At 56.1% G+C, this 16,368-nt stretch carries 13 protein-coding genes, 2 tRNA genes and 2 pseudogenes; 9 read left to right on the plus strand and 8 right to left on the minus strand.

Annotated elements, in window-relative coordinates; genetic code table 11:
* The first annotated feature begins 88 nt into the window (after window positions 1–88).
* Window positions 89–1,180, plus strand: a complete 1,092-nt coding sequence (locus FJU30_RS09855) for a PfkB family carbohydrate kinase (protein ID WP_150434800.1) — start codon at window positions 89–91, stop codon at window positions 1,178–1,180.
* Window positions 1,181–1,229: 49 nt separating this feature from the next.
* Here the strand turns inward: FJU30_RS09855 and FJU30_RS09860 are convergent, their stop codons facing one another.
* The 6 genes from FJU30_RS09860 to FJU30_RS26820 form a co-directional block, all read right to left on the minus strand.
* A complete protein-coding gene (locus tag FJU30_RS09860; RefSeq protein ID WP_150434801.1) occupies window positions 1,230–2,483 on the minus strand; it encodes a NupC/NupG family nucleoside CNT transporter in 1,254 nt (417 codons plus the stop codon).
* A gap of 79 nt (window positions 2,484–2,562) precedes the next feature.
* Entirely contained in the window at window positions 2,563–3,510 is a 948-nt protein-coding gene (locus FJU30_RS09865) for a pseudouridine-5'-phosphate glycosidase (RefSeq protein ID WP_150434802.1), read from the minus strand.
* A complete protein-coding gene (locus FJU30_RS09870) occupies window positions 3,503–4,438 on the minus strand; it encodes a PfkB family carbohydrate kinase (protein ID WP_150434803.1) in 936 nt (311 codons plus the stop codon). The genes FJU30_RS09865 and FJU30_RS09870 overlap by 8 nt, the downstream gene beginning before the upstream one ends.
* 583 nt (window positions 4,439–5,021) lie before the next feature.
* Window positions 5,022–5,555 carry a rhodanese family protein gene (locus FJU30_RS09875; protein WP_150435021.1) on the minus strand — a complete coding sequence of 178 codons (534 nt, stop codon included), beginning with the start codon at window positions 5,553–5,555 and terminating at the stop codon, window positions 5,022–5,024.
* Between the two features lie 19 nt (window positions 5,556–5,574).
* Window positions 5,575–5,880 (minus strand): ArsR/SmtB family transcription factor, encoded by a 306-nt coding sequence (locus tag FJU30_RS09880; RefSeq protein WP_150434804.1) that lies wholly within the window; start codon window positions 5,878–5,880, stop codon window positions 5,575–5,577.
* 33 nt (window positions 5,881–5,913) lie between these two features.
* Window positions 5,914–6,123, minus strand: a complete 210-nt coding sequence (locus tag FJU30_RS26820) for a hypothetical protein (RefSeq protein WP_191091568.1) — start codon at window positions 6,121–6,123, stop codon at window positions 5,914–5,916.
* A 774-nt stretch (window positions 6,124–6,897) separates the two neighbouring features.
* Between FJU30_RS26820 and pqqU the strand changes: the two genes are divergently transcribed.
* On the plus strand, window positions 6,898–9,042 hold the full coding sequence (gene pqqU, locus FJU30_RS09890) for a TonB-dependent receptor PqqU (RefSeq protein ID WP_395858544.1): 2,145 nt from the start codon (window positions 6,898–6,900) through the stop codon (window positions 9,040–9,042).
* Window positions 9,043–9,164: 122 nt separating this feature from the next.
* Complete coding sequence (locus FJU30_RS09895; RefSeq protein WP_150434806.1) at window positions 9,165–11,600, plus strand: glucose/quinate/shikimate family membrane-bound PQQ-dependent dehydrogenase; 2,436 nt, start codon at window positions 9,165–9,167, stop codon at window positions 11,598–11,600.
* A 425-nt stretch (window positions 11,601–12,025) separates the two neighbouring features.
* On the opposite strand, the gene FJU30_RS09900 is transcribed toward FJU30_RS09895, so the two are convergent.
* A tRNA-Ser gene (locus tag FJU30_RS09900) sits at window positions 12,026–12,115 on the minus strand.
* 94 nt (window positions 12,116–12,209) lie between these two features.
* Here FJU30_RS09900 and mtfA point away from each other — a divergent pair.
* From mtfA to FJU30_RS27140, 5 genes and pseudogenes are all read left to right on the plus strand, one after another.
* Complete coding sequence (gene mtfA / locus FJU30_RS09905) at window positions 12,210–13,007, plus strand: DgsA anti-repressor MtfA (RefSeq protein WP_150434807.1); 798 nt, start codon at window positions 12,210–12,212, stop codon at window positions 13,005–13,007.
* A 109-nt stretch (window positions 13,008–13,116) separates the two neighbouring features.
* A tRNA-Asn gene (locus FJU30_RS09910) sits at window positions 13,117–13,192 on the plus strand.
* A gap of 163 nt (window positions 13,193–13,355) precedes the next feature.
* A pseudogene (locus tag FJU30_RS09915) lies at window positions 13,356–13,706 on the plus strand (Arm DNA-binding domain-containing protein); the annotation flags it as partial.
* A 155-nt stretch (window positions 13,707–13,861) separates the two neighbouring features.
* A complete protein-coding gene (locus FJU30_RS27455; RefSeq protein WP_263406726.1) occupies window positions 13,862–13,990 on the plus strand; it encodes a hypothetical protein in 129 nt (42 codons plus the stop codon).
* Window positions 13,991–14,356: 366 nt separating this feature from the next.
* Window positions 14,357–14,518 (plus strand): annotated as a pseudogene (locus FJU30_RS27140) (IS110 family transposase); the annotation flags it as partial.
* Between the two features lie 20 nt (window positions 14,519–14,538).
* Here FJU30_RS27140 and FJU30_RS09935 read toward each other — a convergent pair.
* The gene (locus FJU30_RS09935; protein WP_150434808.1) at window positions 14,539–14,877 is read right to left on the minus strand and encodes an ArsR/SmtB family transcription factor; all 339 of its coding nucleotides are present in this window, start codon (window positions 14,875–14,877) and stop codon (window positions 14,539–14,541) included.
* Between the two features lie 162 nt (window positions 14,878–15,039).
* On the opposite strand from FJU30_RS09935, the gene FJU30_RS09940 reads away from it, so the two are divergent.
* Window positions 15,040–16,287, plus strand: coding sequence for an MFS transporter (locus FJU30_RS09940; protein WP_150434809.1), 1,248 nt, complete (start codon window positions 15,040–15,042; stop codon window positions 16,285–16,287).
* Window positions 16,288–16,368: the final 81 nt, after the last annotated feature.

Consider the following 16,368-nt stretch of genomic DNA (forward strand, 5'->3'; position numbering starts at 1 on the left):
CAGCAAGCGCGCCCGGCGGCTTTATGGCTTTTTGCGCCCCGAATCGGTAAGGTAAGGCCTACCCCCGGCCTCATGCGCAAGCGATTAAATGAATACACGCGAAAAACAGATCCTTAAAATTCTAAGACGCGACCCTCTGATTCAGCAAAATGAAATTGCGAAGATGTTAGGCATCAGCCGCTCGCGCGTGGCCGGCCATATCATGGACCTGATGAAGAAGGGCGTGATCAAGGGCAAGGGGTATATCCTGACCGAACAGGATTATGCGGTGGTGCTGGGCGCGATCAATATGGACGTGAGCGGCGTCGCCGATCCGGCGCATCTGGGCGCCGTTTCCTGGCCCGGTCGGATAGCCTGCTCGGCGGGCGGCGTAGGGCGCAATATCGCCCATAATTTAGCGCTGCTGGGGCGCGATACGCATTTGATTTCCGTGGTGGGGGATGATTTTTATGGCGAAAATTTGCTGGAGCAGACAAAGCGCGCCGGGGTGAACATCCAGGGGTGCGAAAAAATCCACGGTCATCATACCTCCACCTATATCTCGGTGGCTAACGATCGCGGGGAAACCGTGGTCGGCATCAATGACATGGTGATCATGAACAGCCTGACGCCCACGCTGCTGAACGCCAACCGTGAGCTGGTTCAGCACGCCGGCGCCATCGTACTGGACTGCAACCTGTGCGAAGACGCCATCGCCTGGGTGTTCGCCAATGCCGCCGACATTCCGGTGTTCGTCGATACGGTCTCCGAATTCAAGGCGCAGAGGATTATGGCATGGCTCGAGCGGGTACATACGCTCAAACCCTCGCAGCACGAGGCTGCGGCGCTGTGGGGCAAGGCGATCCACTGCCGGGCGGATGTCGAAAACGCGACGTCATGGCTGCACGACAAGGGGGCGGCGCGGGTGCTGATTCATCGGGATGATAACTCGCTGTTCTACAGCGAACGCGAGGGACGGCATCTGTGGCTGCCGCCGCTCGATTTACCGCTGGTCGACCCGGTCGGCGCCGACGAGGCGTTAATGGCCGGTCTGGTGAATGGCTACCTGGACGGCAACGACGCCGACTATAGCGTCAGGTTCTCTCAGGTTTGCGCCGCTCTGACCAGAAGCTCTCCGCTGATCAACAACCCCAGCCTGTCGCCGGAAAGCGTACTCAATATCATTAAAAGCCGGGGATGAGCGGGTGAGGCGCGCGCCGCCCAGCCGCGCCATGGATCTGCTGGCCGGCTCAGGCTAAACCGATAAAAAATCCCGCTATGGTGGCGCTCATCAGGTTCGATAAGGTGGCGGCGGCCAGCGCTCTGACGCCGAGCTGCGATATTTCGCCCGCCCGTTCAGGCGCGATCGCGGCGAAGGCGCCGACCACCACGCCGATGGAGCCAATATTGGCGAAGCCGCACAGCGCAAAAGAGATCACGGCTACGGTTTTCGCCGTCAGTTCGCCGCCGCCGTCCTGCAAATAGGGGGAGAAATTCAGATAGGCGACAAATTCGTTGATCGCCAGCTTCTGCCCAATCAGGCTGCCCGCCAGCGAGGCCTCGTTCCAGTCAACCCCCATCAGATACGCCAGCGGCGAGAACAGGTAGCCGAGAATGCTCTCCAGCGAGAGATGCGTCAGACCGAACAGGCCGCCCAGCGCGCCCAGAATACCGTTCAACATGGCGAGAATGGCGACGAACGCCATCACCACCGTGGCTACGCCGGCGGCGATTTTTAACCCGGTCATCGCGCCGCCGGCCGCCGCTTCGATAATGCTTTTGGCCGGCCGTTCAGAAAACGAGAGCTGGTCGAAATCGACGGCTGAGGCTTCGGTCGCCGGGCTGAGCAAGCGGGCAAACAGGATGCCGCCGGGAATCGCCATCAGCGAGGCGGCCAGCAGATAGTCGACCGGCACGCCCATACCGGCGTAGCCGACCAGCATGGAGCCGGCGATAGACGCCATGCCGCTGCAGATGGCGGTAAACAGTTCATTGCGGTTGAGACGGCCTAAAAACGGTTTGATAATGGCGGGGATTTCATTTTGACCGAGGAAAATAGTGGTCACCGCGACAAAGGATTCGATCTTGCTGATATTAAGCAGTTTCTGTAACGAGCTGCCGATGATTCTAATCAGGAACCCCATTACGCCGATATAGTACAGCATGGAGATCAGCGCGGTAATAAAAATAATGGCCGGCAGAACCCGGAAAGCGAAAATAAATCCGGCGCCGTCAAACACGCTATCCATTTTAGGGCTGACCAGCGCGCCGAAAATAAAGGCGCTGCCGGCGTCGCTGAATGACATAACCTTGTGTATGCCCATCGCCATTTTTTCCATCAGCCATTTTCCCGGCGGGAAATAGAGCATGATGCCGGCCAGCGCAATCTGCAGCAGCAATGCGGCGCCAACGGTTCGGAGGCTAATTTGTTTTTTATTGACCGAAAGGATAAAACCTATCGCCAGCAAGACGAGAACGCCGATCGCGCTTCTTAATAAATCCATCATCATGACCCTTTATCAATCATAATCCGCCTTGTCCGGCAGGTTTTATGGATTAACGATCCACACCGCTTTGATGTTTTTAGCCTGCGTGCGGCACTAACGCCTGATATTCTCTGGCGATGCCCGCGGCTAAAATGGCGTTATTGAAAACCAGTTCGATATTGGATTTCAGACTGTCGCCGCCCGTCAGCTCGGCGACGCGCGCCAGCAGGAACGGTGTGCTTTCTTTACCCACGATGCCCTGCCGATCCGCTTCGGCGATCGCCTGATCGATCGCCGCGTTGATGGCGTCTTCCGGCATAGCGCTGGACGACGGGATCGGGTTCGCCACCACCAAACCGCCGTTGAGACCGATTTGCCATTTAACCCACATCGCTTTAGCGATCTCTTGCGGCGAGTCGAGCTGAATGCTGACTCCGAACGGGCTGGTACGGCAGAAGAAGGCAGGCAGCGTGCGGGTTTGATAACCGATCAGCGGAACGCCCTGGGTTTCCAGATATTCGGTGGTCAGCCCTAAATCCAGAATGGATTTTGCGCCGGCGCACACCACGGCTACATTGGTATGGGCCAGCTCCTGCAGATCGGCGGAGATATCGAAGGTTTTCTCCGCGCCGCGGTGCACGCCGCCGATACCGCCGGTGGCGAACACCTTAATGCCGGCCAGCGCGGCGATAATCATGGTTGAGGCGACGGTCGTCGCGCCGTGTTTACCGGCCGCGATGACAAACGGCAGATCGCGGCGGCTGACTTTGGTCACGTTATGGCCTTCGCGCCCGAGCAGCTCGATCTCTTCTCTGCTTAGCCCAACCTTCATCCTGCCGTGAATCACCGCGATGGTGGCGGGGATCGCCCGCTGACTTCTTATGGTTTCCTCGACGTCAATCGCGGTCCTGGCGTTTTGTGGAAAGGGCATGCCGTGAGAAATGATGGTGGATTCCAGCGCCACCACGGGGTCTCCGTGCGCGAGGGCGCGGCTGATTTCGGGAGAAATATCGAGAAATTCACGGGAAATAGGGGCTTCAGACATGGTCGGACTCCAGTAAAGCGTTCACATTGCTAAAAGATAATTCGGGGCTGTTGGTAAATTCCGAGGATAGGGTCAGCGCGGAACAGGCCTGCGCGAAACGTACGCTGGCGGCCAGCGGCAGCCGATCCAGCCAGCAGGACGCCAGGCCCGCCATCATGGCATCGCCGGCGCCGGTGACGTTGATTACCGTTGTTTGCACCGGCGGCGACCAGCCCGCCGCGCCATTGCGCTCGCTGTAATACACCCCCTCGGCGCCCATGCTCAATATCACGCGTTTCACCGCTTGCCGGTGGAACCAGGCGGCCGCCCGCTCCGCGTCTTGCCGGCTGACGATAGCGAGGCCGCTTAGCGTTTCCGCTTCGAGCCGGTTGGGTTTTAACGTGTGAATGGCGTGCAGCCAGTCCTGGATTTTTACCGACTTATGGGCCGATACCGGGTCGACGAAGATGGGCGTGTCGCCGGCGTGGCGGAATAGCCAGGCCAATGTCTCTTGCGACAGGTTACAGTCGGCGATAATCAGGGCGGCGTTACGAATAAAGGGAAGCTGTTGCTGCAGCAGCGTCGGACTCAGTCTGTCGACAATTTGCATATCGTTGATGGCGACCAGCATTTCGCCGTTTTCATCCAGCAGGGACAAATACGACGAAGTATGAGCATCATCGATAACCACGCATTTTTCGACGTTGACGCCGGCGGCCTGAGTGTGTTCCAGAATGGTTCTGCCGTAAAAATCATTGCCCGTTACGGAAAACAAGAAGGATTGCTTACCTAATAACGCCAGGTTTTGCGCGATATTTCGCGCTACGCCGCCGGGCGTGAACCTGATTTTCCCTGGGTTGGAATCGGCATAATTAAGGCAGGCTTCAGGATATCCGATAATATCCATATTTATCGAGCCAATGGTGACAATATAATGTTGTTCTAACACAATGACACCTCGTGGGTAATTGTATTATCCCGTCATACCTCAGGCCGCCGGCGTATTGTCTGCGCTCGATTATTCGGCCCATGCACGGGTCATACCCCGGCGGGCCGGCGCTTTGCATTGTTCAAAACGATAACGCGCAGTCCTGCGACTCGAATTATTTAGGGTGTAAAGGCCATTTGTTTTATTACCACATGGCAAATACATGGCCCTCTGTTTAATAAGACAGATTTTATTATTATATAACTTAAACATATGACCAATATCGAACACTTGTTTATATATAAAGGCCCGTGCTTATAAAGTAAACCCCTGATCAGGTCGATTATTGAGAAAGATGAGAGCAGTCACATTGCGGAATCAGGATGAGTAACGGCTGGAATTAATTTAATACAATAATAATCAATAAGATAAATTATATTGGCGGGTATGAGGCGTAGAAGATATTCTTCTGCTCCACGTCTGAGGTATCACAATATGATCTGTCTCTCCGTCATACTTCAGGCCGCAGGCGCGTTGTCTGCGTTCAGGCATTCGGCCCGGCAGGACGGCAGGGCGCCGACGTTCACGGCGTCGGCGTCCGGCGTTACTTCGTTGTTTCCTGTGCTTTACGGTTCCACGGCATTTTCATCAGCACGCGCGCCAGACCGCAGAAACCGGAGACGCCGGCGAAAATCAGGCCTGCGCCGACAAACCCCGACAGAATATGAAACCAGGGCGAGATCGTCAGGCCCAGAAGGAAGCCCAGCACCACGATGCCGCCGGCCGCGATCTGCACCTGGCGATTCAGCTCCAGCGGCCGATCGCGGTCGATAACCGTGGGCAGGCCGGCCTGCTTCCAGCCCTCCAGTCCGTCGGTCAGAATATAGCTGTCGCACTGTAAATCCGCCGCCAGCGCATCGGCATGCATGCGGGTGCGTTGGCCGGAGCGGCAGTGGTAAATCACCGCGCGGCCGCCGTTAAGCTGCGGTTTACGGGCGGCAAGCTGCTCCAGCGGAATGTTTTGCGCCTGGGCGATATGCTCGCGGGCATAGTCGTCTGCCGCGCGGATATCGATCAGCAGGGCGCCAGCGTTGAGTTTCTCCAGCGCGACGCGCGGCGGAATGTTCGTGATGGACATCATGGTCTTCTCCGGCGAATCAGGAACAGAAAATGTTTTTGAGTGTGGCGATCACCTTTTCCACATCCGGGTTTTCGATGCTGTAGTACAGCGTTTGCGCTTCACGTCGGTAAGTAACCAGCCCTTCCTCGCGCATCTTCGCCAGGTGTTGAGACAGTGCGGACTGGCTCAGGTCAACCTGTTCAAGCAGCATGCCGACCGATAGCTCGCCGTATTCGATAAGCAGACACAGCACCAGCAGTCGATGTTCATTGCCTATGGCGCGCAGCAGGGCCGCCGCCCTGGCGGCGTTTTGCTGCAAAAATTGTCGGTCTTTCTCTTGCAACGGTGAATGAACCTTATAACAGAGGTTTCTAATTTAGATAATGCTAATGTAATACTGGCAGAGATGCAAAATAGTCTGCTCATTCTGCTCATTCTGCTCATTCTGCTCATTCTGCTCATTCTGCTCATTCTGCTCATTCTGCTCATTCTGCTCATTCTGCCCTGCGATCCTGTCGGCATTGTCCGCCCGCCATGCCGATGCACCCGGCCTGATAACCAACGTTGTCAGCAATCTGACGTTCATTAATGAGCCCTGCTGGTGAAGAACCTGCGCGTTGCGTCGTTCAAACCGATAACGTTTGATCCTGTAAGCAGAATTATTCAGGAGACATGACGGATAATTAATTTATTCGGCCGATTGAACCGGGTTCTCATCGCCGGGCGTGAGTGCTATAGTTGTGACAATTTATTATCATGTGATTTACATCGGTGTCATATATATATCCAAAATAATTCAAATGCAGGCAGGCGGTGACACCGCGGTATATTCGTCGGCAACGAATTCTCCAGCTAATGGCTGACCTTCGCTGAGAGACAGGATTCCCTCATTAATCTGCCAGCCGATTACCGCAGTAAGTGATCGGGGAAACGATAAATCCACCGGTAGCGGATTTGAACGCCGCTGGCGTGGCCCTGCGGGGGCGAACCCTATGGAGGGGGCAAGTAACAAAACCAGCGCGCCAGCAGTCCGAAGTATGTAAGGGGATATCCTAAATAATTCGGGGGCCGGCGCCCGGTCAGCCTGCCGGCGTATTGAAAGATGAAGGGAAGAAAGGGAAGAAATAGAGCGGCAGGATAACGACGCCGGTCATCGTAATGACCGTGCGCCGTCTGATTATTCCGGTTCGCCGCAGGCGAGAACAGGAAATCAACCATATACTTTTTATGTGTTACTAATTTAATAGTATGGTGCAAATGACGGATGAATAGTTTCTCTCAGTCTTTAGTGCATAAGCAACGCAGCAGACGTTTGGGTTCCAGCTTTCGACCCTTTTCAACGAAAAATAAATTTCCGGTTATTTTTTTGACGCCGCTATTTTTATTCTCGCCGGTTGCATTCAGCGTGGCTCAGTCGAGCGACGGAGCCACGTTAACGCAAGCGCCGGGGGATGACTCGACGTTAATTATCGTCAGGCAGCACAGCGGCCTGTCCGAACTGGATACGCCCGCCGCGGTCAGCGTGGTGAACGGGGACGATTTGCGCGACGCGGCGCCGCAGATCAACCTGTCGGAAAAACTGTCCGGCGTGCCGGGGCTGCAGATCCAGAACCGGCAGAACTATGCGCAGGACCTGCAGCTGTCGGTACGCGGTTTTGGCAGCCGCTCAATGTATGGCGTGCGGGGCGTGCGCATCTATGTGGACGGCATCCCGTCGAGCATGCCGGATGGTCAGGGACAGACATCGAATATCGATCTCAATTCGGTGGATAAGGTTGAGGTGCTGCGCGGTCCTTATTCCGCGCTGTATGGCAATGCGTCCGGCGGCGTGGTCAATGTCGAAACTGAAAGCGGCAGCCAGCCGACCACCATTGAGGCCGGCACTTACTACGGCAGCTACGGCACCTGGCGCAACAGCATCAAGGCGACGGGCGCCACCGGCGACGGAAGTCAGGCGGGCGACGTCGACTATGCGGTATCGGCTTCGCGCTTCACCACCCATGGCTTTCGCGATCGCAGCGCCACCCAGAAAAATCTGGGCAACGCCCGGCTGGGCATCCGGCTGGACGATGTCAGCACCCTGACCCTGTTGTTCAACAGCGTTTCGATCGATGCGGACGATCCGGGCGGTCTGACCGAATCAGAATGGCGCGCCAATCCGCGTCAGTCGCCGCGCGCCGGGCAGTACAACACCCGTAAAACCATCGACCAGACTCAGGCCGGCTTGCGCTATCAGCGGCAGATGAGCGAACACGATGAGCTGAGCATGATGACGTGGTACGGCGAGCGCCGCACCACGCAATATCAGTCCATCCCGCGTTCGGCGCAACTGAGCGCGACGCATGCCGGCGGCGTGATCGATCTCGAGCGGCGCTATCAGGGGATAGATAGCCGCTGGACGCATCAGAATCAGCTGGGGTCGGTGCCGGTGACGCTGACCGGCGGGCTGGATTATGAAACGCTGACGGAGCGGCGGCGAGGCTATGAGAATTTTATTCTGCAGGGCAGCGATATCGCCTACGGCGAGAAGGGCGCGCTGCGCCGCAATGAGAAAAACCGCATGTGGAACCTGGACCCGTATCTGCAGACCAACTGGCGGCTGACGCCCGACTGGACGCTGGATGCGGGCGTGCGCTACAGCACGGTCAGCTTTGACTCCAGCGACCGCTACATTACCGGCGGCAACGGCGATGACAGCGGCAGCACGCGCTACCATCAGTGGCTGCCGATGGGCTCGCTCAGCTATGCGCTCAACGCCGGCTGGAATGTCTACCTGTCGGCCGGCCGCGGCTTTGAAACGCCCACCATCAACGAACTTTCCTACCGGCCGGACGGTCAGGCCGGGTTAAATATGGGGCTGAAACCCTCGACCAGCGATACCGTCGAGCTGGGCAGTAAAATGCGCGTCGGCAACGGTCTGATCACCGCCGCGCTGTTCCAGACCAATACCGATAATGAACTGGTGGTCGCGGAAAGCAGCGGTGGACGCACCAGCTATGCGAACGCAGGTAAAACCCGGCGGCGCGGCGTTGAACTGTCGCTAGATCAGCAGTTCGCCCAGGACTGGCGGCTGAAAATGGCCTGGACGCTGCTCGACGCCACCTACCGCAGCGACAGCTGCGGCACGAGCAACTGCCCGGCGGATGAAGTGGTGCCGGCCGGCAATCGACTGCCGGGCATCGCCCGCAATATGGGCTACCTGTCCCTGGGCTGGGAGCCGGAAGAGGGCTGGTATGCCGGCGCCGATCTTCGCTATATGAGCGATATTCAGGCCAACGACGAAAATACCGTTCAGGCGCCCTCCTATACGGTAGCCGGGCTGAATGTGGGCTACCGCCTCAACTGGAATAACTGGGCGCTGGACCTGTTCAGCCGGGTGGACAACCTGTTCGATCGGCGCTACGTCGGTTCGGTTATCGTCAATGAGGGCAACGGCCGTTATTTCGAGCCGGCGCCGGGGCGTAACTGGGGCGGCGGGGCGACGCTGTCTTATCGTTTTGAGTAAGGCGCTCGCCGGCCGCAGGACAACGCCGTAGCGCGTTAGCCGGCGGCCGGTCGGCGTTTGGGGCCGGCAGGGCAGTGATGGGAACGCCGCGGCAGATAAATACATTTTGGGGAGAAGGCAGCATGGTGGATGCAGGCGTAGTGCCAGCTAAAAAATGGGTTCGCTGGTGGTGTTACATTTTAGGCTTACTGCTGTTTCTGACGGGCGCCTTTTTCGTCGTGGCCGGCGGGCGACTGCTTTCGCTCGGCGGCAGCGCTTATTTTCTGCCGGCGGGTCTGTTTATTGCGCTGTCCGGCGTACAGATTTTTCGCCGCCGCGCCTCGGGCGTGCTGATTTACAGCGCGGTATTTATCGCCACCGTGATCTGGGCGCTGGCCGATGTCGGGCTGGAGTTCTGGCCATTGGTGTCGCGCCTGTTTTATCTCGCGGTGCTGCTGTTGCTGGCGATGCTTTGCTGGCCCACGCTGCGCCGTCTGAGCGGCAAGCCGACGCGCTGCGTATTTTTTTATGGCGCGTCCGGCGTTATCGTCGTCTGCCTGGCCGCCACTGGCGCGTTGATGTTTCAACCGCACCCGACGGTGGCGTTCTCCGGACAGCCCTTGCCGCTGACGCCTGTCGATGCTCTGCACGAGCAGAAGGACTGGGATCACTACGGTAATAATGCCGGCGGCAGCCGGTTCGTCGCGCTTGACCAGATTACCCGTGATAACGTGCAGAACCTCAAAGTCGCCTGGACCTACCACACCGGCGATACTCCGCTCAGCCCTGACGGCAACGGCGCTGAGGATCAGCAGACGCCGCTGCAGGTGGGCAACCGGGTTTTCCTGTGCACTCCGCACAACAATGTGATTGCCATTGATGCGGATTCCGGTAAGGAGCTGTGGAAAACGGAGATCAACGCTAAATCTTCCGTCTGGATGCGCTGCCGGGGGCTGGCCTATTTCGATGCGACGAAGCCGCTGACTCAGCCGGTGGCGCAGGACGCTTCGCCGGTGCCGGTCGCCCAGGTGGCGCCGGGCGCGCTGTGCCAGCGTCGTATTTTAATGAATACCATTGATGCGCGGCTGATTGCGCTGGACGCCGGGAGCGGACGGTTTTGCCCGGACTTTGGCCAGAACGGCAGCGTCGATCTGAAGGCCAATATGGGCGCGGCGGCCGATCCCAGCTATGTGTTGACTTCGGCGCCAACGCTGGCGGGCAGCACGGTGGTGGTGGGCGGTCGGGTGGCGGATAACGTCAGTACCGATATGCCCGGCGGCGTGATCCGCGGTTTTGACGTGATCACCGGCGCTCAGCGCTGGGCGTTTGATCCGCGCGCCAGCGATCCCAACCGTGAACTGGCCGCGGGGGAAAGCTATTCGCGCAGCTCGCCGAACGCCTGGGCGCCGATGTCCTACGACGCCTCAATGAATACGCTGTTTATTCCGATGGGCAGCTCGTCGGTTGACCTGTGGGGGGCGGATCGTACGCCGCTCGACCATAAGTACGGCGCCTCGGTGCTGGCGGTTGACGCCACCACCGGTCGGGAAAAATGGGTATTCCAGACCGTACATAACGATCTGTGGGACTTCGATCTGCCAATGCAGCCGAGCCTGATCGATTTTCCCGCCAAAGACGGCGGCAGCAAACCGGCACTGGTTATCGGCACCAAAGCCGGTCAGATCTATGTGCTCGATCGGGCAACCGGCCAGCCGCTGACGGAAGTGAAAGAGATTCCGGTCAAAGCGGGCGCCATCCCCGGCGAACAGTACTCGCCCACGCAGCCGCTATCGGTGGGCATGCCGCAGATTGGGGCGCAGAAACTGTCGGAAGCGGATATGTGGGGCGCGACGCCGTTCGATCAGCTAATGTGCCGCATCGCCTTCAAGTCCATGCGCTATGACGGCCTGTACACCGTGCCGGACAGCGATATTTCGCTCAGTTTCCCTGGCTCGCTCGGCGGGATGAACTGGGGCGGCATGTCGACCGATCCGGTTAACCACTATATTTTCGTCAACGATATGCGGCTGGGGCTGTGGATTCAGATGGTCAAAGCCGATCCGGCCAGCACGGCGACCAATAGCGGCGGCGAGAGCGTCAACACTGGCATGGGGCTGGTGCCGATGAAAGGTACGCCGTACGCGGTCAATAAAAACCGCTTTATGTCGGCGCTGGGCGTTCCGTGCCAGAAGCCGCCGTTCGGCACGTTGTCGGCTATCGAGATGAAAACTCAGCAGATAGTCTGGCAGGTACCGGTCGGGACGGTACGCGATACCGGGCCGCTGGGCGTTAAAATGCGCCTGCCTATTCCCGTCGGCCTGCCGACGCTGGGCGGGACGCTGGCCACCCAGGGCGGTCTGGTGTTTATCGCCGGCACTCAGGATTACTATCTGCGCGCCTTCGACTCTTCAACCGGCAAAGAGGTGTGGAAAGCGCGCCTGCCGGTGGGCAGCCAGGGCGGCCCGATGAGCTACAAATCGCCGGCGACCGGCAAGCAGTACGTACTGATTTCGGCCGGCGGCGGCCGTCAATCGCCGGATCGCGGCGATTACGTGATTGCCTACGCGCTGGAGAAATAATCCCGCCTGCGGATTAAGCTGAAATACTGCAACGGATACCACGGCGTGAGCGGCGGTATCCGTTTTTTATTGCTAACTGAAAACCACGTCCTACGGGCATGGTTAGCCACCGGTTTTGGCGCTGCCTTATTGTCTTTGGATTTAAATATTACAGGGCTGACAGAGACTTCTTTTTAAGGCTTTTGGTACGCCCTTTTAAGACGCAATCAATACCCCATTCATAGAAGGGCTCTTCATGGAAGGTGGATTTTTACCGGGCGATTGATTGTATGGACGCGATAGCCCGGAGCGTGCTGGCCCTCGCACAACGACAGGGCGAGCGACTGCAATCGGGCAGCGATAAACCGGGCAGATAAAGAAATGGCGAATAATCCGCCTGGTGTGACAGGTATCGTGGAAGTCTGCAGCGATAAGTGTTTGAATAGTGGCGGAGAGAGAGGGATTTGAACCCTCGAAGGGGTTGCCCCCTTAACGGTTTTCGAGACCGTCCCGTTCAGCCGCTCCGGCATCTCTCCGTGGTAACGGGTTGCTATCATGCCAGGTTTTGCGGCATTTTAACAGTACTAACCTGCGCCTTTCTGTTCAAGTGATGACTTAGCGAGCAATACCATGATTAAGTGGCCGTGGAAGACCGATAAATCAGCGAATCTGGACCGGGAAAAATGGCAGCCGGCGCTCAATATTCCTTTGCTGGCTCCGCTGAGTCACGAAGAGCAGCGGCGTTTGATCGCGCTGGCGCATCAGTTTATGCGTCAAAAACGGCTGATTGCCCTGCAGGGGTTAACCGTGACGCCGCTGATGGAAGAGCGCATCGCGCTGCTGTTTGCTTTACCGGTGTTGGAGCTGGGCATTGAGTGGCTGGATGGTTTCCACGAAGTGCTGCTCTATCCGGGGCCGTTTATCGTGCACGACGAATGGCAGGACGATATCGGTCTGGTGCACACCGGCAGCACGGTGCAGTCGGGGCAGAGCTGGGAGCAGGGGCCGATCGTGCTCAACTGGCAAGAAGTGAAAGATTCCTTCGATCTGTCCGGCTTTAATCTGGTCATCCATGAAGCGGCGCATAAACTGGATATGCGCAACGGCGGCGGCGCCAATGGCGTGCCGCCTATCGCGCTGCGCGACGTTATCGTTTGGGAACAACAGCTGCACGCCGCGATGGCGTCGCTGCAGGATGAGATCGACCAGGTCGGCGAAGAGGCGGCCAGTATGGATGCTTACGCGGCCAGCGACCCGGCCGAATGTTTTGCCGTGCTGTCGGAGTACTTTTTCAGCGCGCCGGAATTACTGTGCGAACGCTTCCCCGAACTGTACCTGCAGTTCCGCCAGTTTTATCGTCAGGACCCGCTAATCAGGTTGCAAAACTGGCGCAGCGTCTCATCCGCGCCGGCCAGCCAGGCGTTCTGAGTTCAGAAAAGGCCCGAATTGTACACGACGCAGGCAATCGGATGCCGGACGGGCATTTAGCGTTGACAGCCGACTGGCGTCTGGCTATGATGCGCCCCGTTCACACAATTCCTCTGTAGTTCAGTCGGTAGAACGGCGGACTGTTAATCCGTATGTCACTGGTTCGAGTCCAGTCAGAGGAGCCAGATTTTAGTTTCATGACGTTGCTGTAAGTCCTGAAGCGTTAAAAAAACAAGACGTTATCTTTACCCGACTATCCTGCAAAGGACTGCCGGGTTTTTTGATATCCATAGTTTATGGGTCTTAATCGGGGGCCTCACGGTTCGTTGAGAAAATGGAGCCCCCGCTATGGCATTAACCGATACCGCTATCCGCAAGATCAACCCCGCCGATAAAGCCTTCAAACTGGCAGACAGTTCAGGACTGTACCGGCTGATCAAACCCAACGGCTCAAAACTCTGGTGCATGAAGTACCGCATCTATGGCAAAGAAAAAAAGCTGGTCTTTGGTCCCTACCCGGATGTTTCCCTGTTTAAAGCGCGTCAGCTACGCGATGCCGCACGCGCTAAAGTGCGTGAAGGGGCCGATCCTGCCGTTGATAAGAAAATCGCGCAGCAGAAAAGGAAAAACGGGCAGACATTTCGCCAGATCGCCATGAACTGGCACGCCGATCACCGTCGCTGGTCTGCGCATTACGCAAAAAGTTAAACCGATAGGCGAAGCCTGACCGCGCCAGTATTTCATCGCGCCTTTCAGATCGGGCTTATCAATCAGCCTGCCATGAACGGTTCAGTGCTTACTTTGCCGGCAGACAATTACAGCTGTCAGAGGTTATGGAGCCCGTTAAAACATCGATGGAAGATATCGACGTCCAGAAAAAGCTCGATGTACTGGCCCTGGTTGACAAACCTGGCAATGTTGCCGAAGCATCACGCCTGAGCGGCGTGTCCTGCGATACATTTACCGCCACAGGCGACGTCTAAAAGAAGGTGGAAGCAACGCAGTTAAACGGCAAGAAATGCCTAATCTGAGGCATAAAAATTGCACAGAGCTCATCATTGAGAATACGGTCGTGCAATTCTCCATTGAGTATCCTCATCTGGGTCAACAAAAAGTCGCTTTGAAGGTGAAGGCTGAGTACGGTATGGACATTAGCTCCGGAGGGGGTCGTAGTATCTGGCTTCGCCAAAACATGAACACGACTGCTTTACGTGTCGCCCGAGCAAAATCTATACAACAAACGGCCTGATGTCCGTTTGGTTGATAGAGCAATGAGGAGTCGGTAATCTGGTTGCGTCAAAATCGCCTGGTAATTATACCGTCAGTACCCCCTGGTAATCACGCTAATACAATTCAATCCTGCCATCAGAACCTTTTATCAGCGTCTGCTTTCCGCCGGTAAAGCCAAAAAGCTGGCCCTTGTTGCTTGTAGGCGCAAATTGCTCACTATCCTAAATGCTATGGTCAGGGATCAACAAAAGCGGGATTCTGCCTTATATGGAAAGATCTGAACCCTGAATAAGCAGAGCCCTTATGATCGACGCAGCAAGGAGCCCAGATTCCCCAGAAACTGTTCTGCAACAGCGTCATTAAGTCTGTAGTAAACCCAGTTTTTTATCCGCCTGGGTATAACCAGCCCCGCTTTCGCCAGTACCTGCATGTGCGTTGTTACTGTAGGCTGACTCAGTCCAGTTTTGTCGGTGATGAAACTGACGCAGACACCATCTTCAATAAGATCCCCGTCACGCTGTGCAGGGAAATTTGCTTTGGGGTCAGCCAGCCAGCCAATAATCATCAGTCTGTGTCGGTTAGCGAGCGCATGTAAGACCTCCTGCAACCCCGCTTCTGATGTTGAGCCTGAACTCTGCATGAAACCTTCTCTGTTACTGCTAATGGAATCCATATAGTGATTATTCTATATAGAAAATATGCTATATAGGTGTTATCGTATATAGATGATACCTGAAATGTGGACACATACGCAAAATACCTGATGTACGTGCCCGCCACCTTGCGATAAGGATCCCTGTTTATGCAGTCTGAACGCAGCATTACGCGCCCCGCTGGTCTGTTAAATACTGTCGGCGTGGCTGTTATCCTTACACTCTATATGGCGATCGTTTTTGGCTTTGGGCTGTACCTTTTTTCGGTACTGGTCGCCTATATGCGAAAAAGTCTCGATTTTGACATTCCCGCCGTTGGCATAATTACAGGAGGAGCGCAGGTATCATATCTGATGGCATCGCTGTTTTGTTCGCATATAACGCGCAGGTTCGGAGGAGGACATGTAATTTTTGTGGCAGCGTTCACTGCCGGTTTTTTACTAATCCTGTTATCCGCCGTACAGGATATATGGCAGACGGGCACTTTGTTAATTGCTCTCGGCTCATGTGCTGCAATGGTGGTAATTCCGACTGTTAGTGTCATAGGTAAAGTTGTACCAGTAGTCTGGCAGTCAAGCGTTAATGGACTGATATCCAGTGGAACGGCCTATGGGCAGTTTGCCACAGGTTTGATCGTCCCCTTTTTTATACATAACTATGACTGGCGGACCGTATGGATGGTTATTGGAGCGATTTCGGTTACTGTAGCTATTATCGGCTATATCCTGCTACGCGTACTGGCCGCTGATGCGTTCGGTCCAGATGCCCGAAAAAATTGTTCAGAAAAACAGGCCAATCCGGATAAATCACAGCGATTCATTCCTGTTGCAGTACCCCGTAATTTCCTGATTTGGGTGCTGTTGGCATTAAGCGGTATAGCATGTGGTCCCTGGCAGAATTATCTTGCTTCCTTCCTGGGTAATGAGCAGGGCTTTTCAATATCATTTATAGGTCAACTCTGGTCAATAATTGGAGTCACTGGTCTTGCCAGTGGGTTCGCTTTTGGCCTGCTGGCTGACAGAATCGGTGTTCGTATTGCATTGGCACTGTCGTATGGCATCCTCCTCGCTGCTGGCGTGCTCGTTGCAATTGAGAGCGGAACCATGGCTTTGCGTATAGCAGCTGTTGCTTTCGGTCTGTCATTCTATGCTATCTATGGACTTATTCCGGCTTACATAACCAAAACTTCAAGCCCTGAGACCTCCACCGCTATCTTCGCTGTTGCTAACGTTTTTCTGGGTATTGGCACCAGTTTCGGCAATATAGGCAGCGGATACTTTCAGTCATGGCTCGGGAGTTTTCAGGGTATTTACACTGGCGTCGCAGTCATTGCTGTGGTGGGAATTATCTTATCTCTTATTTTGCCCGATGAGCGAAAAATCACCAGGAACGAATAAAGTCTCTGGGGGGATTAGCTCCCGGCAGGGGCAATACGGTTGCTTGTGGGACGGGTTGTGCCGGGAAACGATTAACCGGAA

It is taken from the genome of Affinibrenneria salicis, from assembly GCF_008710095.1.